Origin of the sequence: Chryseobacterium balustinum (assembly GCF_900168205.1) — a bacterium.
GTDB classification, from domain to species: Bacteria; Bacteroidota; Bacteroidia; order Flavobacteriales; family Weeksellaceae; genus Chryseobacterium; species Chryseobacterium balustinum.
Window position 1 is genome coordinate 13,131 of sequence record NZ_FUZE01000027.1, and the last position, 22,119, is coordinate 35,249.

Annotated in this window: 24 protein-coding genes; 13 read left to right on the forward strand and 11 right to left on the reverse strand. The window is 32.5% G+C overall.

The genetic code is table 11. From position 1 onward, the window contains the following. Positions 1 to 29: 29 nt before the first annotated feature. The 11 genes from B5X64_RS19875 to B5X64_RS19925 all read left to right on the forward strand — a co-directional run bounded on the left by B5X64_RS19875 (position 30) and on the right by B5X64_RS19925 (position 12,394). On the forward strand, positions 30 to 362 hold the full coding sequence (locus B5X64_RS19875; RefSeq protein WP_066677624.1) for a hypothetical protein: 333 nt from the start codon (positions 30 to 32) through the stop codon (positions 360 to 362). Further along, entirely contained in the window at positions 362 to 1,060 is a 699-nt protein-coding gene (locus B5X64_RS19880) for a GIN domain-containing protein (RefSeq protein ID WP_079466879.1), read from the forward strand. The genes B5X64_RS19875 and B5X64_RS19880 overlap by 1 nt, the downstream gene beginning before the upstream one ends. Before the next feature lie 58 nt (positions 1,061 to 1,118). Then, positions 1,119 to 1,466, forward strand: a complete 348-nt coding sequence (locus B5X64_RS19885) for a hypothetical protein (RefSeq protein WP_076558624.1) — start codon at positions 1,119 to 1,121, stop codon at positions 1,464 to 1,466. Positions 1,467 to 1,491: 25 nt separating this feature from the next. Then, positions 1,492 to 3,207, forward strand: coding sequence for a phospho-sugar mutase (locus tag B5X64_RS19890; protein WP_079466908.1), 1,716 nt, complete (start codon positions 1,492 to 1,494; stop codon positions 3,205 to 3,207). A gap of 261 nt (positions 3,208 to 3,468) precedes the next feature. Then, a complete protein-coding gene (locus B5X64_RS19895; RefSeq protein WP_079466880.1) occupies positions 3,469 to 4,722 on the forward strand; it encodes a pyridoxal phosphate-dependent aminotransferase in 1,254 nt (417 codons plus the stop codon). Between the two features lie 90 nt (positions 4,723 to 4,812). Continuing rightward, on the forward strand, positions 4,813 to 6,153 hold the full coding sequence (locus B5X64_RS19900) for a S1 family peptidase (protein WP_079466881.1): 1,341 nt from the start codon (positions 4,813 to 4,815) through the stop codon (positions 6,151 to 6,153). A 424-nt stretch (positions 6,154 to 6,577) separates the two neighbouring features. After that, the gene (locus B5X64_RS19905; protein WP_079466882.1) at positions 6,578 to 9,433 is read left to right on the forward strand and encodes a VIT domain-containing protein; all 2,856 of its coding nucleotides are present in this window, start codon (positions 6,578 to 6,580) and stop codon (positions 9,431 to 9,433) included. 215 nt (positions 9,434 to 9,648) lie between these two features. Beyond that, positions 9,649 to 10,239, forward strand: a complete 591-nt coding sequence (locus B5X64_RS19910; protein ID WP_079466883.1) for a hypothetical protein — start codon at positions 9,649 to 9,651, stop codon at positions 10,237 to 10,239. Positions 10,240 to 10,272: 33 nt separating this feature from the next. Beyond that, a complete protein-coding gene (kdsB, locus tag B5X64_RS19915) occupies positions 10,273 to 10,995 on the forward strand; it encodes a 3-deoxy-manno-octulosonate cytidylyltransferase (protein ID WP_079466884.1) in 723 nt (240 codons plus the stop codon). Positions 10,996 to 11,137: 142 nt separating this feature from the next. After that, positions 11,138 to 11,800, forward strand: a complete 663-nt coding sequence (locus tag B5X64_RS19920) for a histidine kinase (protein ID WP_079466885.1) — start codon at positions 11,138 to 11,140, stop codon at positions 11,798 to 11,800. 15 nt (positions 11,801 to 11,815) lie between these two features. Then, entirely contained in the window at positions 11,816 to 12,394 is a 579-nt protein-coding gene (locus B5X64_RS19925) for a glutathione peroxidase (protein WP_079466886.1), read from the forward strand. 67 nt (positions 12,395 to 12,461) lie between these two features. On the opposite strand, the gene B5X64_RS19930 is transcribed toward B5X64_RS19925, so the two are convergent. Next, the gene (locus tag B5X64_RS19930; protein WP_079466909.1) at positions 12,462 to 12,944 is read right to left on the reverse strand and encodes an Lrp/AsnC family transcriptional regulator; all 483 of its coding nucleotides are present in this window, start codon (positions 12,942 to 12,944) and stop codon (positions 12,462 to 12,464) included. A 109-nt stretch (positions 12,945 to 13,053) separates the two neighbouring features. Between B5X64_RS19930 and B5X64_RS19935 the strand changes: the two genes are divergently transcribed. Continuing rightward, positions 13,054 to 13,968 (forward strand): DMT family transporter, encoded by a 915-nt coding sequence (locus tag B5X64_RS19935; RefSeq protein WP_079466910.1) that lies wholly within the window; start codon positions 13,054 to 13,056, stop codon positions 13,966 to 13,968. Here B5X64_RS19935 and B5X64_RS19940 read toward each other — a convergent pair. Continuing rightward, positions 13,965 to 14,618 (reverse strand): metal-dependent transcriptional regulator, encoded by a 654-nt coding sequence (locus tag B5X64_RS19940; protein ID WP_079466887.1) that lies wholly within the window; start codon positions 14,616 to 14,618, stop codon positions 13,965 to 13,967. The genes B5X64_RS19935 and B5X64_RS19940 overlap by 4 nt on opposite strands. 85 nt (positions 14,619 to 14,703) lie before the next feature. On the opposite strand from B5X64_RS19940, the gene B5X64_RS19945 reads away from it, so the two are divergent. After that, a complete protein-coding gene (locus B5X64_RS19945) occupies positions 14,704 to 15,735 on the forward strand; it encodes a threonine aldolase family protein (RefSeq protein ID WP_079466888.1) in 1,032 nt (343 codons plus the stop codon). Positions 15,736 to 15,779: 44 nt separating this feature from the next. Here B5X64_RS19945 and B5X64_RS19950 read toward each other — a convergent pair whose 3' ends face one another. The 9 genes from B5X64_RS19950 to B5X64_RS19985 all read right to left on the reverse strand — a co-directional run bounded on the left by B5X64_RS19950 (position 15,780) and on the right by B5X64_RS19985 (position 22,040). Further along, on the reverse strand, positions 15,780 to 16,091 hold the full coding sequence (locus B5X64_RS19950; protein ID WP_079466889.1) for a hypothetical protein: 312 nt from the start codon (positions 16,089 to 16,091) through the stop codon (positions 15,780 to 15,782). Between the two features lie 21 nt (positions 16,092 to 16,112). Beyond that, complete coding sequence (locus B5X64_RS19955; RefSeq protein WP_079466890.1) at positions 16,113 to 16,616, reverse strand: hypothetical protein; 504 nt, start codon at positions 16,614 to 16,616, stop codon at positions 16,113 to 16,115. Positions 16,617 to 16,997: 381 nt separating this feature from the next. Beyond that, a complete protein-coding gene (locus tag B5X64_RS19960; RefSeq protein WP_079466891.1) occupies positions 16,998 to 17,330 on the reverse strand; it encodes a DMT family transporter in 333 nt (110 codons plus the stop codon). A 14-nt stretch (positions 17,331 to 17,344) separates the two neighbouring features. Beyond that, the gene (locus B5X64_RS22685; RefSeq protein WP_139377617.1) at positions 17,345 to 17,548 is read right to left on the reverse strand and encodes a hypothetical protein; all 204 of its coding nucleotides are present in this window, start codon (positions 17,546 to 17,548) and stop codon (positions 17,345 to 17,347) included. Positions 17,549 to 17,555: 7 nt separating this feature from the next. After that, positions 17,556 to 18,575, reverse strand: a complete 1,020-nt coding sequence (locus B5X64_RS19965) for a MutS-related protein (protein ID WP_079466892.1) — start codon at positions 18,573 to 18,575, stop codon at positions 17,556 to 17,558. Between the two features lie 35 nt (positions 18,576 to 18,610). Then, on the reverse strand, positions 18,611 to 19,543 hold the full coding sequence (locus B5X64_RS19970) for an NADP-dependent oxidoreductase (protein WP_079466893.1): 933 nt from the start codon (positions 19,541 to 19,543) through the stop codon (positions 18,611 to 18,613). Positions 19,544 to 19,569: 26 nt separating this feature from the next. Continuing rightward, positions 19,570 to 20,157, reverse strand: a complete 588-nt coding sequence (locus tag B5X64_RS19975) for a 5'-methylthioadenosine/S-adenosylhomocysteine nucleosidase family protein (RefSeq protein ID WP_079466894.1) — start codon at positions 20,155 to 20,157, stop codon at positions 19,570 to 19,572. 14 nt (positions 20,158 to 20,171) lie between these two features. Further along, a complete protein-coding gene (locus tag B5X64_RS19980; protein WP_079466911.1) occupies positions 20,172 to 20,870 on the reverse strand; it encodes a DsbA family oxidoreductase in 699 nt (232 codons plus the stop codon). A 27-nt stretch (positions 20,871 to 20,897) separates the two neighbouring features. Continuing rightward, entirely contained in the window at positions 20,898 to 22,040 is a 1,143-nt protein-coding gene (locus B5X64_RS19985) for an MFS transporter (RefSeq protein WP_228419039.1), read from the reverse strand. Positions 22,041 to 22,119: the final 79 nt, after the last annotated feature.

Here is a 22,119-nt window from a genome sequence, read left to right on the forward strand (position 1 = left end):
TATGTACCTTGTTTCTATCATGTTCAGAAGTGAAACAGACAGAGCCGATAACTTCGCAATGGGAATTTATCAGCATTAATGAAGGCGAAAGATACGAAGTTGATGCTAAAATGTTGAATAACATCAACGAAGAGTATGGTACTGGTACATTGGAATTTAAAGATGATTTGTCTTTTTTATCGTTGGGAAACAAAAATAAGAGTGAGGGTACTTATGCTTTAAAAAATAACACTTTGGTTATGCAATATTCTAATCTGCCTGAGCCAATAAAGTTTAATTATTCTGTTGTTGACAAAAAATATTTGCTTTTAAGAAACACTGATGGTAAAAAATTAACATGGCTTTATAAAAAAAGTAAATAATGAAAAAAATAGTTGTAGGAGTAAGTTTACTGGCTATATTTTCCTGTGGTAAGATTTCTCCAAAAGGAAATTTAGAGAAGAAAGAAATTGATGTTGAAGAATTCGTAAACCTTGACCTTGAAGGGAAATTTCGGGTATTTTATGCAAGAGGTCCGAAAAATTTTGTAGAAGTAGAAACCTACCCGAATATAGCCGGAAATCTAAACATTGATGTGGATGATAAAACCCTTTCCATCAAAGAAAGTCGAAAAACAAAAGGCGTTGATTTTTATAATATTACGATTTATTCAAAATATAATTTGGAAAAAATTTCAATTTCTGATTCTGTGGAAATGAATATTTCGAGTGAAATTAAGACCGATAATTTCAAATTAAATTTAAAAAATTACGCTACTTTTATGGGTTCATTGAACACAAGAAGAGCGGAAATTGATATGCAGAATAGAAGCCGCGCCAATTTTTTAGGTGAAACTAAAGATGCGGTAATAAAAATCTCAGATACAGCAAGCTTAATTGCTCCTTACTGGAAAATTGTCAATCTGAATGTAGATTCTCAAAACGGAAACTATGCAGAAGTCAATGTAAAAGATACGCTGAAAGGAACGGTGAAAAATACAGCGAAATTTGTGTATTATAATGATCCGATCAGAGCTTTTAAAGTTGATAAAACTACGAGAGTAGAGAATAAAAAACTGTAATAGAAAAACATATAAAAAAGAAAAAACAATTTTTGGTGAAAGTCAATAATTTTAATAAATGATGAAAAAAATAGCGATAATTTCAATTTTAAACATTTTTTTAATTTCCTGTGTATCCACAAAAGTAAGTTCAAAAAACGATTATGATTATACGGTTTTAAAGAATAATTCAAAATATATTATTGAAACAAAAGACGGTAAAAAAATAAGACAGTTTGAGTTTCTAAATCAAACCGAGAATGCAATTATCGGAAAACAAGAAAATTCAGAAGTTCAAATTGAGAAAAATAATATTGATAAAATTCTAAAGCCAAGTACAGGAAAAACTATTCCTCTGGTTGTAGGAATAGTTGGAGCTGCTGTTTTAATACCGGCTTATGTTGGTAATAAACCTGTTGGACAATAATAAAAAAATATAAATAATGTCAGAAATATCAACCATTAATAAAGCTAAGTTATGGCTTTCAGATACATTTGATCAGGAAACTAAAGATACTGTTCAAAAATTAATCGACAGCAATTCTCCTGATTTGGAAGATTCTTTTTACAGAGAATTAGAGTTCGGAACTGGAGGAATGAGAGGGATTATGGGTGTTGGAACGAATCGTTTAAATAAATATACGTTAGGTCAAGCAACACAAGGACTTGCGAATTATATGTTGCAGCAGTTTCAAGGTGAAGAAATCAGCGTTGCGATTGCTTATGATGTAAGAAATAATTCAAAAGAATTCGGAAAACTGGTGGCTGATGTTTTAACGGCAAACGGAATTAAAGTTCTTTTGTTTAAAAATCACAGACCAACTCCAGAATTGTCTTTCACCGTTCGTGATAAAAAATGTAACGGAGGAATCGTTTTGACGGCTTCTCACAATCCACCAGAATACAACGGCTACAAAGTTTACTGGAATGACGGTGCGCAAATCGTTCCGCCACATGATGAAGCAATTATCAATGAAGTATATTCTGTAAAATTTGAAGAAATTAAATTTGAAGGAAATGATGATTTAATCGAATGGATCGGAGAAGAGCAGGATGATGTTTACATCGATGCCTGTATCAAAAATTCAACCTATCAAGATGTTGGAAAAGGAAATTTAAATATTGTTTTCACGTCTATTCACGGCACAACGTATACAACAGTTCCACAAGCTTTGGAAAAAGCAGGTTTCAAAAAAGTAGATCTTGTTAAAGAACAAATGATTCCTAGTGGAAATTTTCCGACTGTAGACTCTCCAAACCCGGAAGAACCTGCAGCTTTGGAAATGGCAATGGATTTAGCTAAAATAACCAATGCGGATATCGTAATCGGAACCGATCCTGATGGAGACAGACTGGGAATTGCCGTTAGAAATCTGGAAGGTGAAGTTCAATTGCTGAACGGAAACCAATGTAATACGATTTTAACGTATTATATTTTAGATCAGTGGAAAAATCAAGGTAGAATTACCGGAAAAGAATTTATCGGTTCAACCATTGTAACTTCAGATATTTTCTTTGATATTGCTGAAAAATTCGGTGTTGATTGCAAAGTTGGATTAACAGGTTTCAAATGGATCGGAAAAATGATCCGCGATTTTGAAGGTCAGGAAAAATTTGTTTGTGGTGGTGAAGAAAGTTTTGGTTTCATGACGGGAGATTTCGTACGTGATAAAGATTCTTGTGGAAGTATCATTTTAGCATGCGAAATTGCAGCGTGGTGTAAAGCCAACGGAAAAACGATGTACGAATACCTGATTGAGATTTATCAGGAAACCGGAATGTATTATGAAGGTTTAATTAATGTCGTTAAAAAAGGAAGAGACGGAGCGGAAGAAATTCAGAATATGATGAAGAATTTCCGTGAAAATCCTCCAAAATCATTGGCTGGTTCACTAGTTGAAGAAGTGAAAGATTTTAAAGAGCAAACCAACTTCGTAGTTTCTGAAAATGAAAAACATGTGATGGATGATATTCCAAAATCTAATGTTTTGATTTATTACACGCAAGACGGTACAAAAGTTTGCGTAAGACCTTCAGGAACAGAACCGAAAATTAAATTTTATGTTTCTGTAAAAGAGAGCATAACTTCAAAAGAAGATTTTGAAGAAACGTTGAAAGTTTTGGAAGCAAAAATAGAAGAAGTAAGAAAAGACCTTCAGTTGAATTAAAATAAGGTTGCAGGAATTAGGTTTTAGATAAAAGTTTTACTGATTTTGATTATCATTAATTTTAGTCATTTATTGAAAACCTTTGTGTTCTTTGCTGAGTGAAACGCCTTTGCGAACTTAAAAACAGTTAGTTGTTAAAAAAACTTTGCGAACTTTGCGTTAAAATCAAGCATTAATAACATAACAAGTATCTAATTAATTTATAATACTATAACCTAATTCCTAACACCTAAAAATCTAATATATTAAAAGTAAATAAAAGTGAAAGTTTCAAAATTAGCAGCGAACCTTATTGGTTCTGAAATTGTAAAAATTGGTAATGAAGTAAATGATTTAAAGGCGAAAGGAGCAGAGATTGCCAATCTTACGATTGGAGATTTGAATTCTAATCTTTATCCTATCCCTGCAGAATTAAAAGAAGAAATTCAGAAAGCATATCAGAATAATTTAACCAATTATCCACCGGCAAACGGATTGTTATCTTTAAGAAATGAAGTTTCTAAAGATCTTAAAACAAGATGGAATCTTGATTATTCAGCAAACGATATTCTGATTACAGCAGGTTCAAGACCTTTGATTTATGCAGTGTATAAAACAATCGTTGACGAAGGAGATAAAGTAATTTACCCTACACCGTCTTGGAACAACAATCATTACGCTTATCTTACTTCTGCAGATGCTGTTGAAGTTAAAACAACCCCTGAAAACAATTTCTTACCAACTGCTGATGATTTAAGACCTCACTTAAGCGGAGCTGTTCTTTTGGCACTTTGTTCGCCGTTAAATCCTACAGGAACAATGTTCACAGAAGCTCAGCTAAAAGAAATCTGTGAAATGATTCTTGAAGAGAATGCGAAAAGAGGAGCAGACCAAAAGCCATTATATTTAATGTACGATCAGATTTATTCTAATCTTACTTTCGGTGCGAAACACGTTGATCCGGTTTCTCTTTTTCCTGAAATGAAAGAATTTACAATTTATATTGAAGGTATTTCTAAATGTCTTGCAGCAACAGGAGTTCGTGTAGGTTGGGGATTTGGTCCGGCTCATATTATTGATAAAATGAAAGCTTTATTGACTCACGTTGGAGCTTGGGCACCAAAACCGGAGCAGGAAGCAACTGCAAAATATTTCCAGAATGCTGATAAGGTCAATGCATTCATCAATGATTTTAAAGGAAAACTGGAAGCAAGCCTAAAAGTTCTTCACAACGGAATTCAGGATTTAAAAACCAAAGGTTTAGCCGTTGAAAGTATTGAACCGATGGGAGCACTTTATTTGACGATTAAGCTAGATTATATTGGAAAGACAAAACCTGACGGAACAGTGATTGAAAATTCTTCAGATTTGGTATTTTATTTAATCAATGAAGCTGGAGTTGCTTTAGTACCTTTCTCTGCATTTGGCGAGGCTAAATCTGAACCATGGTTCAGAGCTTCTGTAGGAGGTTTAGATATCAAAGAAATTGAACTGATGATGCCTAAATTGGAGAATGCTTTAAATAATTTAAAATAGTTTAAAAATTTTTTCTAAATTTATATCAAGTTGATTCTTAATTTTAAGAATCAACTTTTTTATTATAAATACTTAATAACTGTAACACAAATGGATAATGAAAAAAAAGAATCCAATCAAGAAGAGTTGGATCGAAATCAGCCACAGCAAGACAATAATTCGCCTTCTGATGATTTTTCAGAGCAACAAAATTCTGAATCAGAAAATATAATTACTGAAAATTCTACAAATGAGATTCAGGAAAAACCTACAGAAGAAAAATCTAAAGAAAGCTTGCCCGTAACCGAAAAAAAGAAAAAGAACGGTTATAAAATTGCATTTTTCAGTTTAGGAGGAATCATTCTTTTAGGCGGAGCTTCTTATTTTGGATATCAATACTACAAAAATCATCAGGTTGAACCTATCGTTGAAAATGTCTGCTTAGATACCGATACCAAAATTTACGATGCTTATAAAGATGCTGTGGTAATGGTGAAGCACAGATATGCTTTTGTTGCAAGAATTAAAGGAAAAGAAGTTCAGCTCAATATTCCTGAAGCTTCTGAGGAAACACTTTTTGGAACCGCATTTTTTGTCGATAAAAAAGGGAATATGATTTCTAATAGCCATGTTTTACAACCCTGGAATTCTTCTGAAAACAGCGAGAAAATATCGACTGATGCTTCAAATATCCGAAGAAAAATTGCTTCTATTCTTACTGCAGATATTCCAAAAGATGGCTACGAAACTTTTATTGCATCCAATTGGGAAAATGCATCTTCAGAATATAATGAAGAAGGCGGATATCATGAAGGAGATAGTGAAGAGGGAGGAGGTGAAGAGTTTGTAAATTCAAATGATGTCGCTGTAGATTCTGCTACAACTTCTGATGATATTGCAGCATCAATTCCTCAGAAAGATTATGTTTCAGAAGACGAAATCGAAGTGTATATGAAAACAGTAGATATTTCTGTCGCTTTACATAATTCTGCTGAAGTATGGTTGCCTTGTACCATTGAAAAAATTTCGGAAGATCAATCTGTAGACTTAGGAGTTTTACAATTAACCACAAAAGAAACTCCAAATACGGTAGTAAATATCATCAATCTCGACAATGCAGTAACTGATGATCAAAGTTTACGTCCCGGGGAAAAAGCAGTGATGATTGGCTATCCTTTAGGAGAAGACTTAGCACAAACAATTTCTGGAATTAAAGTACAATTGTATAACGGACAAATCAGTAAAGAATCTGATGGAACAAAAATTCAATATACCGTCACTTCAACACATGGCGCGAGCGGAGCTCCTATTTTTAATAACTGCGGAGTCCTTATCGCTGTAAATTTTAGCGGCGTTGAAAAAGTTCAGGGTTACAATTTTGGAATTATTGCCAAGAAAATTTACTCTGTATATCCTGTTATAGCGGGTGAAGCAAAACCAAGTACAGAATAATCATAATATCAAAATATTTATTTGCTGTTATGAATAACAAAAAAATAGAAAAACAATTATTGAGTGTTCATGAAATTACTGCATATTTAAGACACTTATTGCACCAGATTATTTACTACCTCCGTTGCTCTGGAAGAGCAAAACCTGTGTAGAAAAATATACAATATGAAGACCGCACTCCGTAGGAGCGCCACCTTTAACAATTTAATTTAAATGGTGATATGATGATTTTTTTTAAGTTGTTATTTACTATCTCCATTGCTCCAGAGGAGCAACACCTGTGTAGCAAAAATGTATAACACGAAGATTGCGCTCCGTAGGAGCGCTACCTTTATCGGATTGAAAATTTGAATGAGCAACATTATCATCAGATTTTCCGTAATTAATTTAAACCAATTTATGATAACAAAAACCAAAATATCAGATGAAAAAAATAAATAGTTTAATTGCAACTTTGCTTTTCAGTGTTGCAATTGCGCAAATTCCAACATTGGAAGTTGAAAATCAGAAAAAACATCCTGTTATTCTACAAGAAGCTAAAATTGACACCAAAATTTTAGGAAATCTTGCAACGACAACGGCAACGTATACTTTCTATAATCCAAGCAATAGAATTTTGGAAGGAAAACTTACTTTTCCTCTTCCGGAAGGTGTTTCTGTGAGCGGTTATGCTTTGGATATCAACGGAAAACTCAGAAATGCAGTTCCCGTTCCTAAAGAAAGAGCTAAAGAAGTTTTCGAAAGTATTGAAAGAAGAAATGTAGATCCCGGAATTATTGAAAAAGTAGAAGGAAATAATTTCAGAACGAGAATCTATCCTATTCCACAAAATGGTAGCCGAACAATTCAGATCACTTATCATCAGGAGTTAAAGAATATTGCATCAGATTATCAGTATTTTTTAAGCTTTGCGAATGCAACGACAATTCCGAAATTCAATCTTAGAGTTTGGATAAGCGAAACAGCAACTGTTCCGAAGATTTTAGAAAATCCTGATGGAAATTTTGCTTTTCAGAAACAGGGAAATCAATGGATTGCAGAAATCGCTAAATCTGATTTTACACCTAATGAAAGTTTAAAAGTTACGATTCCTAAAAATCAAACTTCATCCAATGTTGTTTTGCAAAAAGCTTCGGGAGACAAATTTTATTTCGCTGCAAATGTAGGATTAGATTTTCCGGTAAAAGAAAAACCGAAGTCTCAAAAAATTGCGATTATTTGGGATAATTCTTTCAGCGGATCCAAAAGAAACCGAGATAAAGAACTTGATTTTTTGAATGCCTATTTTTCTGATAATAAGAATGTTTCTGTTTCTTTTTCTTTGTTGAACAATACTTTTGAAAAAGCTGAAGAATTCAATATTTCTCAGGGAAACTGGAGCGAACTGAAAAATAAGATTTTAAATTTAAAATATGATGGCGGAACAGATTTCGGAGCTTTAAAAGAAATCAATGGAATAGAAGAATATCTTTTGTTTTCAGATGGAATTTCCAATTTTGGAGATTTAACGATGAAGTTTAAAAAGCCTTTAAACAGTATTGCAAGCACACCAACTTCAGATTTTAATCTGCTTAAATTATTAGCAAATCAATCAGGTGGAAATTTTATTAATTTAAATGAATTAGATACACAAGCAGCTTTAAAAACATACAAAAAATTACCGGTTCGTTTTTTAGGATTTAAAGAAAATCCCAATATGCAGGAATTATTTCCAAATATAGGTTCGGTAATCAACGATCCTGTCAATATTTTTGGAATTACATCTGGAAATGCGGGGAAATTAACCGCTGTTTTTTCAGTTGGAAATGAAAAATTTGAAATACTTGTCGATTTTTCAAAAGCACAGCAGTTAGAAAATTGGCAGATTGCTCAGTTTTGGGCACAGAGAAAAATTAATGAATTAGAATTAAATTCCACTCAAAACCGTCAGGAAATTAAAAATATCAGTGAACAATTCGGGGTTGTAAGTAAAAACACAAGTTTGATTGTCTTGGATGATATTAATGATTACGTACGCTATAAAATTACTCCGCCACAGGAATTATTAGCTGATTATCAGAAAATTGTTTCTCAAAACAAAGGAAGAGTTTTAGAACAGAGAAAGAATCTTTTATCTAAAGCTTTCGATAAAACAAGAGAACTAAAAACCTGGTGGAATACAGATTTTAAACCTATAGAAAAAAAGGAATATCCAAGAATTTCTAATCAATCAACACCAGTTCCTCAAGCACAAAGAAATGTTCAGATAGAAGAAGCTGTAGTTGTAGGATATAATTCTTCTGCAAAGGCAATGGAAGTTTCAAGTTCAGATGAAATGGTAGATATTATAGCTGCAAAGCCAAAAGGAAAAATCACTTTAGTCGATGTAGAAAGTACAGAAGAATACATGAAAGATTTTCAGAATTTGCAGTCTGTAGAAGTGATTTATCAGAAATATTTAGAAAACCGTTCAAAACATGAAAAGCAGGTTTCTTATTATTTTGACATTTCTAAATTGCTGTTTAAAAAAGGCGATAAAGTACTTTCTCTAAAAGTTTTAAGCACATTAGCTGAGCTAGACCTTGAAAATGAAGAGTTGTACAAAACCATTTATTATCTGTTAAAACAAAGAGGTCATTACGATAAAGAACTTTGGATCACGCAGAAGATCCTTGAATGGCGACCTTTTGACGCACAAAGTCACAGAGATTATGCATTAGCTTTGGTCGATAACAAAAAACCACAAGAAGCTTTAAATATTTATAAATCTTTGCTGTATCAGGAATTTACAGATGAAATTTCAATGCGTGATAACGGAATTGAAGAAATTCTGATTATGGAAATCAACAATATTTTAAAACAAAATAAAAATGTCGACGGAAGTAAAATCGATGATCGTCTGAAAGCAGATTTGCCTGTAGATATTCGTGTCGTGATCAATTGGAATAAAGACAATACAGATATAGATCTTTGGGTAACCGATCCGAAAGCGAAAGGTGAAGATTGCTCTTATCAGCATAAATCTACTGCAATTGGCGGAAGAATAAGTAACGATTTTACGCAAGGTTTCGGACCAGAACAGTTTTTGCTGAAAAAAGCAGTCAAGGGAAAATATAAAATCAAGACCAATTTCTTTGGGGAAAGACAGAATATTCTTTCGGGACCAACAACGGTGATGGCAGAAGTTTATCTTTATTATTCAGACGGAAGACAAGAAAGAAAGATTGCCGTTTTTCAAAGTCAGAAAGAAAATAAAAAGGAAAGTGACAGCAAAATTCTGATTGGAGAATTTGAGTTTTAAGAAAAATCACATAAATTGCCGGAGGTTTGTACTTCGGCAATTTTATTTTTAGTCACGTTTTTAGATAGATTAATTTGGGCAGCTTTTTCCGCCTTCCGCTCCCGCTTTTTTGCCTTCACTTCGTTGCGGCAAAAAGAGCTCCGCTCAAGTCGGGCTGCAAAGCAATTCGCTGTTGTACAACTGAAAAAATATTTAGAATTATTTAGAATTTATCGATGAAATTTCCAAAAAAAACTTTTCTTGAAACAAAATGGCTAAGTTATTTCACTTTAGCGATTATCGTTTTGGTCATTTTGAGTGTTTGGCTTTCTGGAACAGATTCTCATCGGTCTTTATTTCAAAATTCTATTGTTTCAACATCTATTTTAGCCGGAGCATTTTTTATTTTTATCAGTTCAGGATTATATTTTGGTTTGAAACTCAAAGATAACGTCGGACATATTTTACATAAAGAAAGAGTTAAAAAATATTCAGATAATATTTCTTTATCAGATGTTTCCGGGTTTGATCCTCCTGCTGTAGGAGACGGAATTGGTGGCGCTATTGCCTCAATTATTTTATGGTTTTTAATTTCAATTGTCTTTGCTTTCTTATTATATTTTTTAGGATTCTTCTTTTGGTCCGCAATTTTATTTTTTGCGGCGATGTTATATTGGATTTTTTTCCGAGCTTTACGATTGGTATTTAAAAATTCAAGAAAATGTAAAGGCGATTTGCTGAAAAGTTTTGCATTTGGATTTTTTTACTCATTTCTGTACATCTCGTGGATTTACGGAATCATCTTTTTAGTTAATTATTTAAGCTAAAAATCAACTTTTTAAAATTTATATTTAAATAAAATGAAAATTATCGCTGTTATTCCTGCGCGTTATGAAGCCAGCCGTTTTCCCGCAAAACTGATGCAGATCTTGGGTGAAAGAACAGTCATTACAACAACCTACCAAAACGTTGTAGAAACCGGACTTTTCGATGAAGTTTTTGTAGCTACAGATTCTGAGTTGATCTTTAATGAAATTCAAGATCATGGCGGAAAAGCTGTAATGACAGGAGAACATGAAACAGGAAGCGACCGAATTGCAGAAGCAGTACAAAATATCGACTGTGATATTGTGATCAACGTTCAGGGCGACGAACCGTTTTTAAAGCTAGAACCTTTAAAGCAGTTAATAGAAGTTTTTCAAGAAGATGAAAACCAGGAAATTTCTTTGGCTTCATTAAAAATAAAACTTCACGAAAAAGAAGAAATAGAAAACCCGAATAACGTAAAAGTAATTACTGACAACAACGGTTTTGCGTTGTATTTCAGTCGTTCTGTGATTCCTTTTCATAGAGAAATTTCTTATGATGTCGATTATTTCAAGCACATCGGAGTTTATGCTTTCAGGAAACATGCGTTGCTTCAGTTTTCAAAATTAGAAATGAAACCTTTAGAGATTTCAGAAAAAATAGAGTGCATCCGTTATCTGGAATATGGAATGAAAATCAAATTAATAGAAACCAATTTCATCGGAGTAGGAATCGATACACCGGAAGATTTAGAAAAAGCTAGAAAATTATTGTAAGAGCCAAGGCAAAAGTATAAAGGTAAAAGTTTTTTTACTGAAACAATACATTACAAATTTGTGATATTTTGTTACACTGTTAAACTGGTACATTGTTACATTAGACAAGAAAGGCTTATATTTGATTTTATAAATTGATTTAATGAAGAAATTACTCATCGTTTTCGTCCTGATTATTTCGCAATTATCTTTCGCTCAGACTGCTAAAGAAATTATAGATAAAAATATAGAATTATCGGGAGGATTAACCAATTGGAAACTTTTAAATTCAGTATTACTTCAAGGAAAAGTAATTTTAGGAATTAAAGACGAATATCCTATTAAAATATATCAGCAAAGACCCAATTTAACCAAAACTGTGATTACAATCGGTAACAAAGAAACTGCTATTGAAGGGTATGACGGAACTAAAGGGTATGCGATAAACTATGCAACCAATAAAATTCAGGAGTATAAAGAATATGTTCCGGAAAGTTTTGATAATGACTTTATCGATTGGGAAAATAAAGGCTTTGAAGCAAAATATTTAGGCAAAGAAAAAGTAGGAGAGATCTATTGCCATAAAGTAGAACTGACGAAAAATGTGAACAAAAATTACTATTATTTCGATACAAAATCGTTCATGCTTTTAAAAGAAATAAAAAAAGATGAAACTTTAACGTATTCAGATTATAAAAAGGTAGGGAATTTGATGATGCCATTTAGGTTAGAATCATCGAGCGCCAAAAAAGATGGCGATTATGTGATGCTTCTCAATAAAGTGGAAATCAACAAAGTATTTCCTGCAAACAGTTTTAAATTTTAAAATAAATATCTCAAAATGAAAAAGTTTTTTATAGTGCTTATTTCTTTTATAGCGTTTTCTAACAGCTGCGCTCAGAAAAAAAGCGAAGTTTCTAAAGTAAAAACCAAACAGGCTATGTCACAAACAATATACGATTACAAAGTAGATGCTCTTGAAGAAGGCAAAACAATCAATTTTGCAGATTTTAAAGGAAAGAAAATCCTTGTTGTAAATACTGCTTCGGAATGCGGATTTACACCTCAATATGCAGATTTGGAAAAACTTTCTAAAGAATTCGGCGATAAATTGGTAGTTGTTGGTTTCCCTGCAAATAATTTTGGTGGACAAGAACCAGGAACGAATGTTGAAATCGGTGCATTTTGTCAGAAAAATTATGCAGTTACTTTTCCTCTAGCTGCTAAAGTTTCTGTGAAAGGAGACGATACTGCTCCAATTTTTAAATTCCTTACTGAAAAGCAATTGAATGGAGTAAAAGATACCGAAGTGAAATGGAACTTTACGAAGTTTTTAATTGACGAAAACGGTAAGCTTATCGATAGTTTTGTAAGCAAAGTAAAACCTACAGATGAGGAAATTACTAAATATTTGAAATAATTATTAAATTATATTTTTAAAGCGGATTTTTTCAATCCGCTTTTTTTATTTTTAAATTTTCCCAATTTTATTCCAATTGTTCCAATATTTCATTTGGCAATTCAAGATTAGACTTCAAAATATCCATATTGACCATTGTTCGGAAATGATTGATATTTTTATTGCTGTAGAAAATTTTTCTCGTTAAAACTTCATAATCTTTCATTGAAGGAACCAGGATGATTAATATAAAATTCGAAGTTCCGGTTACAAAATAACATTGTTGCACTTCAGGAGTTGATGTGAAAACCGATTTTGCGTAATCGAGCAATTCAATCTTTTCGCTTTCCATAAAAATTTCTACAATCAATGTGATACAGTGATGGATTTTATTAATATCAATCACCGAAACATCAGCTTTTATAATTCCTGATTCGCGCATTCTTTTAATTCTGCGCTGAACAGCCGCTGCAGAAAGCCCAATTTTTTCGCCAATATCTCTTTGTGGAGTTAAATTATCTTTCTGAAGAATTTTTAAAATGGCAGTGTCAAATCGATCGAGTGATTTCAAAATATTGATATTTAGAATTAGATATGAAACAAAATTGCAAAAAACTATTGAAATTTCATTAAAAAGCAATTGTTATTTGATGCAATTTTGCAAAATAAATCAATTGGCAATGAATGTTTTTAAAGGTTTTCTATTAGCTGTAGGTGCAGCATTACTTTGGGGAGTTTCCGGTACTTTTGCACAATTTCTTTTTCAACAGAGAGGAATTAATATTGAATGGCTGATTACCATAAGGATGTTAATTTCCGGAATATGTTTACTCTTGTTTGCAAAATTCATTGATAAGACTGATGTATTTTCTATTTGGAAAAACAAGAAAGATGCAGTTCAGCTTATTGTTTTCAGTATTACCGGAATGCTTGCCGTGCAGTACACTTATTTTGCAGCAATCAAACATTCCAATGCAGCGACAGCAACGGTTTTGCAATATGCAGGTCCTGTTGTGATTGCTATCTATTTAGCTTTCAAAAACAAAAAAATCCCTTTGATGATTGAGTTTTTAGCGATTATTTTGGCGGTTGCCGGAACATTCTTATTAGTAACTCATGGAAATGTCAATAGTTTAAATATTTCAGGAACGGCTCTGTTTTTTGGCTTAGCTTCAGCAGTTGCTTTGGCAATTTATACTTTACAGCCCGTAAAATTACTTTCAAAATATAAATCTTCCGTAGTTATCGGATGGGGGATGATGTGTGGTGGTTTTGTCTTCAGCTTTGTGAAATCTCCCTTCAGCATCGAAGGAATCTGGGATTTTCAGACCTATTGGTATACTGCATTCATCGTAATTTTCGGAACTTTAATCGCATTTTACGCCTATCTTACAGCGGTGCAAATTATTGGCGGACAAAAAACAAGCCTTTTAGCTTCGATGGAACCGCTTTCTGCAACGGTTTTGGCGGTACTTTGGCTGAATGTTTCTTTTTCTACAATCGATTGGGTAGGGAGTCTGCTTATTATTTCTACCGTATTTTTGTTAAGTAAAAAGCCGAAGAAATTACGCGAGGTAAAAGAAACCGGGAACTAATGTTTCACCAGAATCTTTTCGGTTGCCTTCTTACTGAGAACTTCTGTTTTTCCTGAAATTTCTATAGTAATTGACTTGTCGAAATCTTCAATTTTTAAGATTTTAATTTTAGTATTTAAAAGAAGTTTTCTTTCGGTAAGATAATTCAAAAAGGCGTCATCAGATAAAGTAACAGAAGTGAAAATAACGGTTTCACCAATTTTACAATTACTTAATTGCTGCAGATCCTGAGCGATGATATTTCCATCTTTATCAGGAATGGGTTCGCCATGAGGATCAAATTTCGGATAATCTAAAATTTCATCCATTTTATCAAAGAAAACCTGAGAATGTACATGTTCCAATTGTTCGGCAATCTCGTGTACATTTTCCCATCCAAAATTCATTTTTTTAACCAGAAACATTTCGGTGAGACGATGTTTTCTTACAACCAAAGCAGCTTCACGCCTGCCTTTTTCGGTAACTCTGAGTGGTTTGTAAGTTTCGTAAATGACCCAGTTTTTGTCGGCAAATTTCTTCATCATATTGTTAACGCTTGGCATTTTCACGTTAAGAAATTTGCTCAGTTCGTTAATCGTGACTTTTCCTTCATGGTCAACTACATGAAACAAGGCTTTCAGATAATTTTCTTCTGTTAATGTTGTTTTCAAAATGTTAGATGATTTTCATTACAAAACTAACAAAATATTTTTTAAATGTGGGGCTTGTTATTTTAAGATTTTTTAATTTTACACTATGAAATTTTCTTTTAAAAACGATTATTCCGAAGGTTGTCATCCGCAGATTTTAGAATCGCTCCTTCGAAACAATCTTGATCAACAGGCAGGCTATGGTGAAGATGATTATTCTAAAAAAGCTAAAGATTTAATTAAAGCTAAAATTGAAAATGATGAGGCTGAAGTTTACTTTGTTTCTGGAGGAACCCAGGCCAATCTCATTGTAATTTCTTCAATTTTAAGACCTTATCAATGTGTAATTTCTGCATCAACCGGACATATCTTAAATAACGAAACAGGAGCAATTGAAGCAACGGGACACAAAATTTTAAGTATAGAAAAGGAAGACGGAAAACTTTGTCCGGAAGATATTATTCCTGTTTTGGAAAGCCATCAGAATATTCCGCATCAGGTAATGCCGAAGTTGGTTTATATTTCAAATTCTACTGAACTTGGGACAATTTATACAAAAAAAGAACTGGAAGATCTTTCGGCTTTCTGTAAGAAAAACAACCTGTATCTATTTATGGATGGAGCTCGATTGGGGCACGCTTTAACTTCAGAAATTAACGATTTAGAACTAAAAGACATTGCTGAATTAACGGATGTTTTCTATCTAGGAGGTACCAAAAATGGAGCCTTATTAGGGGAAGTAATAATAATTACTGAAAATGATTTGCGTCCTGATTTCGCCTTTAATATCAAGCAAAAAGGAGCGTTGTTGGCGAAAGGAAGACTTTTGGGAATTCAGTTTTTGGAGCTGATGAAAGATGATTTGTATTTTGATTTAGCCAGAAACGCAAACCAACAGGCGATGAAGATTAAAAAGGTTTTATCTGAAAGGGGAGTGCAGTTCCTTTCTGATACTTCTACCAACCAGATTTTCCCGATTTTGAGCAATAAAATCATTGAAGTTTTATCTGAAAAATTTGAATTTTATATCTGGAAAAAAGTAGATGAAAATTTATCAGCAATTCGTTTGATAACTTCTTGGAATACTCAAAATGAACCTGTTGAAGAATTTATTAAAACTTTTAATAGTGAATTATAATTAATAAATGCAACTCAAAAGAGTTGCATTTATATTTTAAATAATCAGTTCATCATCGCTTTTATACCTTCTATAACTTCGTTTTCAAAGTCTTTAATTTTCTGTTTTTTTGTCCAAACATAAAGACCAATTGGCAACATAATAATTAAAAAAGGCATAGAGTCGAGCTGAGTCGTTGTTGTAATTTTTCCGGTATCGGGATTTGTATCGATTTTTACATTTCCTGTCAGCGTAAAACCACTTTTCCGAACTTGCAGCGCACCCAAACTGGTTTGAATTTTATATTGAGGAAATTTTTTCCTTAATTCTTCAATAAACTCATTTTTCGTAAATGGTTTCACATTAAAATTTTGCATAAAATTTGGTTTAATTATAATTTAATTTAAAGCTTTTGTGACGACTTTACAATCAGCTGTTTCCAGTTTTTGTCCGTCTTTATAAGCTATTTTCTTTTCATCTGCATAACGCATTGTTCCGTTTTCATCTTTTTGATCTCCAATTCCTTCTGTTAAGATATTGCCTTTCTGAATAAAAAATATATCTCTTTTGCTGGTTGTTCCTTCAGAAGCAAATTCGTAAGTCAGTTTTAGAGTATCACCAGATTTAAATCCAAATAATTCACCTTTTGAACTATCTTTTTCACTGTTTTTATAGGCCATTTTTCCTGAAAGTGTACCCAAATTATCGTCAAGGCTTACAAAAACGCTGTCTTTCCCTGTAACTCCCAAATAACAGAAGGTTTTTGCACCTAAAGTATCAACAACAGGTTCTGCAGGATTTTCAAGTGAATCTGTAGTAACAACAGGTTTTACTTTTTCATTTTTTTTATTACAGCTCATTGCCAAAACTGACAACGAACCGAGTACAATATATTTTTTCATAATTTCAATATTATGTTAAATTTTATAATTGCTAATTTAAACATAAAAAATTCGGATACTAATTTGAAATTTCATATAAAATTTCTAATCGCTGAGAATCGTTTAAAAAATATTTTCCGGATTGCATTAGGTTTAATTTAAGTTACATGAGGTATTTTATTATTCATTTCATTATCAAAGAAATTCAGCAAAAAGAATCATCAAATATTTTTAGAATTGTAATCAACAATTAAGCCTTTTAATCTCGTATTTATATATTGTTGTGAAATGATTAGATAAATAGACTCTGTTTGTTATAATTATAAAAGTCCTATAATTTATATTATGTTAAATTGTATATTTTTTTACAAACTGCTAAAATCCTCAAAATCCCTCTTATAACTAATGGGACGCTGATTTTGAGAATACATTGATAATTACTACTCCAATTATAATTAAAAGAATTCCCAGAATTGCAGGAAGGTCAAGAGTTTGTTTGTAAACAAAATATCCTACTAAAGAAATTAAAACAATTCCGACAGCTGACCAAATTGCATAAGCAATCCCGATTGGAATAACTTTAATCGCATGAGTCAGTAAATAAAATGAAGCTGACATGGCTACAACAAAAATTACAGTTTGCAAAGGTTTTGTAAATCCTTCGGATGCTTTTAAAAAAGATGTTGCAACAGATTCGAAAAGTATTGCAAATGCTAAAAATATATAGTTTTTCATATGTAGATTTTTAATTAATGTTGTCTTAGTAAATCATTTAAGCCATATTGATCGAAAAGTATTTTTCCGATTTCGAGTTTAGACCAGCCTTCTTTTAGTTTGTACGTAAATGTTAACTCATTACCTGTGAGAAAAGATTCAAGATTTAGCAACAAAATATTTTTATTATTCATCAAATAATTTTCTATCAAATTTAAATGAGTTGAAAAAACAAACATTGAGTTTTTATTGAGATAATCCGTTAATGGTATCAACCGTTATTTTTGCGGCATCATTAATATTGGTTCCATTAAAAATTTCGTCAAAAACAACAAAGCAGTTTTTTGTTTTCAGCTCCTGAAGTACATTTTTAAGATTTACAATTTCCTGCATAAAATGGCTGTATCCTTCTTTGAGATTATCGTTTACAGAAAAATGTAAAAATATACTTTCATAAAAGGGAATATTACAATTCTCAGCCGGAACAGCAACTCCTAAATGAGCCAACAAAACAATGATACTGATCGATTTCATGGCGGTTGATTTTCCGGACATGTTGGCTCCTGTAAATATAATTATATTCTTCTCTTTTACTTCAATAGTATTTTTAACCGCATTTTTTAAGTCTAAATGATAAAAATGCTCAATCGTAAAACTGGCATCAGAATTAAAGTGAGGAAATTTTAAATTGTTTTGTTTTATTCCTTTTGCAATGCTTGAATAAACATCAAACATATAGAAAAAGTTCCAAAATGATATAAAGTTTCCTTTTTTAACTTCAGCTTCTATTGTGGTTAAGATATTTTTTCTTTGTTTGAAATCTAAGACTTTATGGTGATATTCATTTACAGATAAAGAATCGATAAATTGAATGTTTTTTTCAATTTCATCAGAATAATCTTTACAAAGATTGGATTTCTGAAAGTTTTTTAACACAACCCCAAAACGATAAAAAAACTCAATAAACAAAGTGATATTATTATTGGTTTGGTTGAAAAACTCTCTGTACATAATTTTTGTCAACAGATTATAATTGTCGGTGTTAACCTCACCTAAAAACTTTTGAATCGATGAAACGATATTTTCACTACTCTTATAATCATTGATAAGCTGGAAGTTTTCTAAAAACATCTTCAGCTTTTGCTGAGTGTATAAAGTCTGGTTTTTGTTAAAGCTTTTTTGATTGAAAAATGACGCTAAATACTGTTTAGATTTTCTGGTTTGGGTAAAATTAAAATGCGATATTATTTCAGAAATATTTTCCATAATTCATTTGTGTTGATCGATTTATTCTTTTATTTCTAAAAATTCACTACAATTTTCCCTACCGTTCTCCCCTTTTCCAATTCTTCATGAGCATCAGACATTTCATTAAAGTGATATGTTTTATAAATATGAGGCTTTAAAAATCCTTTTTCTAAAAGTTCAGCGAGTTTTTGCATATCATTTCCATTAGATTGAACCATCATTGTAAATCCTTTTGCATCTACAGAAGCAGCTTTTTCTTCAACTTTTTCATTTAAACCACTTGGAATACTGATAATAGTTCCTCCTTTTTTCAGAACTTTCACAGAATGATCAATATTTTCACCACCGATAGTATCTAAAATAAAATCAAACTTTTCTTCGGAATTTTCCCAATCATAATTTTTATAATCAATATGTTGATCTGCTCTTAAACTCAAAACAAATTCTTTGTTTTTGGCAGATGAAGTTCCGGTTACAGAGGCTCCCAAATATTTTGCAATCTGAACGGCAAAATGCCCCACTCCACCTGATGCTGCATGAATTAAAACGTTTTGACCTTCTTTTAGTTCAGCTTTTTCAATTGCCTGTAAGGCGGTTAACGCTGCTAAACTTGTTGCTGCAGCTTCTTCAAAATTGATGTTTTTTGGTTTAAAAAAAATATGATTTTCAGAAGCAGTGGCAAACTGAGCATACGCTTTTCCATGTCCGGGAAAATTAATCATTCCAAAAACTTCGTCATTCATTTTAAACTTCGAAGAATTGGTTTCAACTACAATTCCTGAAATATCCCAACCTAAAATTAATGGATTTTCATCTTTTAATTTTTGAAAAGCTCCTTTGCCTGAACGGGTTTTTACGTCTATTGGATTGATACTTATCGATTTTACTTCAACTAAAACTTCCCCTTCTTTAATTTGTGGTTTTTCAATTTCAGTTAACTTTAAATTTTTTGGTTCACCCGGATTTTCTAAGATAATTGCTTTCATATTTTAATTTTAGATTGGTTTAAATTTTATACTTCTGTAAATAATATTTGCTTAAATGCTTCTGAAGCAAGATGTACCTGAACCGACCAATCATCTGCTGCATCGCTTCCGGCATCATCAGAAATATATTTTAAACATAGAAATGGAATATTTTCCTGCATCGCAATCAACGCTAAAGGATAAGCTTCCATATCGATAACATTGTATTCTGTATTGATGTGATTCATCTCAAAACTGTCACCACTTCCACAAATTCCTTCTTTCAGATGATCCATTTTCAGTCCGTTTTCCAAAATTATAGGAATACCTGAAAGTGGAGTCTCAAATTTCTTAAAACCCAAACCTTGGGCGTCCATATCTCTCTGGATAAATTTTGTACAACAAATTACGTCTCCTTTTTTAAAGCCGTATCCTCCTGCTGATCCCATATTGATAATCAGTTTTGGTTTTTTTTCGTGAATAGCTTTTGTTAATGCAATGGCTGCATTTACTTTTCCTATTCCGGTAATTAATTTTCGGGTGTGATCAAATACTTTTCCTGCTTCGTAATCTAAGGCAAAAACAAAAAGAGTTTCGGAAATCGGATAGCTCAATTCTTTATTTAATGTAATCATGAAGTTATATTATGTTAAATTGAACAACCATCTGCATCACAAGAAAGATTGTTTTGCGTATTATCTTTAAAAGGAACAACCGTTTCTTCGTAAGTTTGTGTCAGGGCATTTTTTAAAACTTCTGCAGGTTGTGCGCCCGACACGCCATATTTGCCATTCAGAATAAAAAATGGAACGCCTGAAATTCCATTGTTTCTGGCTTCCAAAATGTCCTGATTGATTTCGTAATCAAATTCTTCAGACTGTAATAATTTTTTTGTTTCTTCAGCGTCAATGCCCAAAGAGACGGCCAAAGAAACAAGCGTATCAATGTCGCCCACATTTTTCCCATCCAGAAAATGAGCTTTAAACAACTCCTCCTCCATTTCTGAAGATTTGTTATATTTTTTAGCTAAATGAAGAAGTTTATGAGCCGTAAACGTATTGGTAATCAAAGCTTTTTCGAAATTGAAATCTATTCCTGAAGCTTTTCCCATCTGTATCACCTGATTAGTCATTTGTTTTGCCTGTTCTTCCGGGAAACCTTTTTTCTCTCTGAAATATTCTGCCGTTGTTTTTGTTTCAGAATGCTCTAAAGTCGGGTCTAGCTGAAAGCTCTTCCACTCTATTTTTACTTCATCTTTGAAAGGTAAAGTTTCTAAAGCCTGTTCAAAATTTTTCTTTCCAATATAACAAAACGGACACATCACATCCGACCAGATTTCTATTTTCATTTTATTATTTTTATTTAAATGTATCAATTATTTTTCAGTATTAATTTTTTTTCCGGCAAATAAAATATGTGCAATCAAAGCCAGCAATCCCATTGTAATTCCGACAAAACAAACGCCTTCCCATTGTGCATATTGCCATGCCAAAGAAGCGAAAAAAGTTCCAAGTGAACCACCAATAAAATAAGAAACCATATAAACAGTATTTAAACGATTTACGGCATTGGTTTTCAGTGAAAAATAATTGGTTTGATTCATAATATGACTCGACTGCACCCCGAGATCAATAAGAATTACCCCGATAATCAATCCCCAATATGTATTTCCTGCAAAATAAGTGAATCCCCAACTTCCGATCAGGATTAAAAGAGCATATAAAATAATACGGTTGATACTCATTCTATTTTGTAAACTTCCCACTTTTGCCGCTGCCAAAGCTCCTACAGCTCCTGCCAAACCAAAACTTCCCACAACAGAAGCTCCTACTTCAAAAGGCGGTCTTTCCATGTGAAAGACCAAGGTTGTGAACAAGGCGCACATCGATCCGAATGCCATTGCTCCACGAAAAGATGCCAACTGCAAAACGGGTTGCGTTTTTGCCAATTGCAGTACAGAATTCATGAGTTCAAAATAAGTTCCTCTGAAATTTAGCTGTAATTCCGGAAGCATTTTATACACAAAAACCCAGACTAAAAGCATTAAACCTGCAGCAATTCCAAACATAGATCTCCAGCCCCAAAGTTCACCTACGATTCCACCTACAAAACGGGAAAGTAAAATTCCTAATAACAATCCCGAAACAACCAATCCGATATTGGCTGCTTTGTCTTTTTCTAAAGATAATTCGGCAGCGATGGGAACAAATAATTGAGGAATTACCGAAGTCGTTCCAATCAATAAACTTGCAGCGTACAGCATCCACAATTCTGTGGCAAATGTCATCCACAAAAGTGCAGCGAAAACTAAAACTAGATCGATTAAAATTAATTTTTTCCTTAGAAATTTGTCGCCTAAAGGAACAATTAGCAGTAAACCAAAAGCGTAACCGAGCTGTGTAAGTACAGAGATTTTTCCTGCCGCACTTTCACTTACCGAAAAATCTTTTGCAATAAGTCCCAACAACGGTTGGTTATAATAATTATTGGCAACGACAAGGCCTGAAATAATTGACATTGACCAAATTACAGTTTTGGAAATGCCTGATTGAGTAGAATTGAGCATGAAAATTTAAGTTTGAAAATCTCCTTTAATG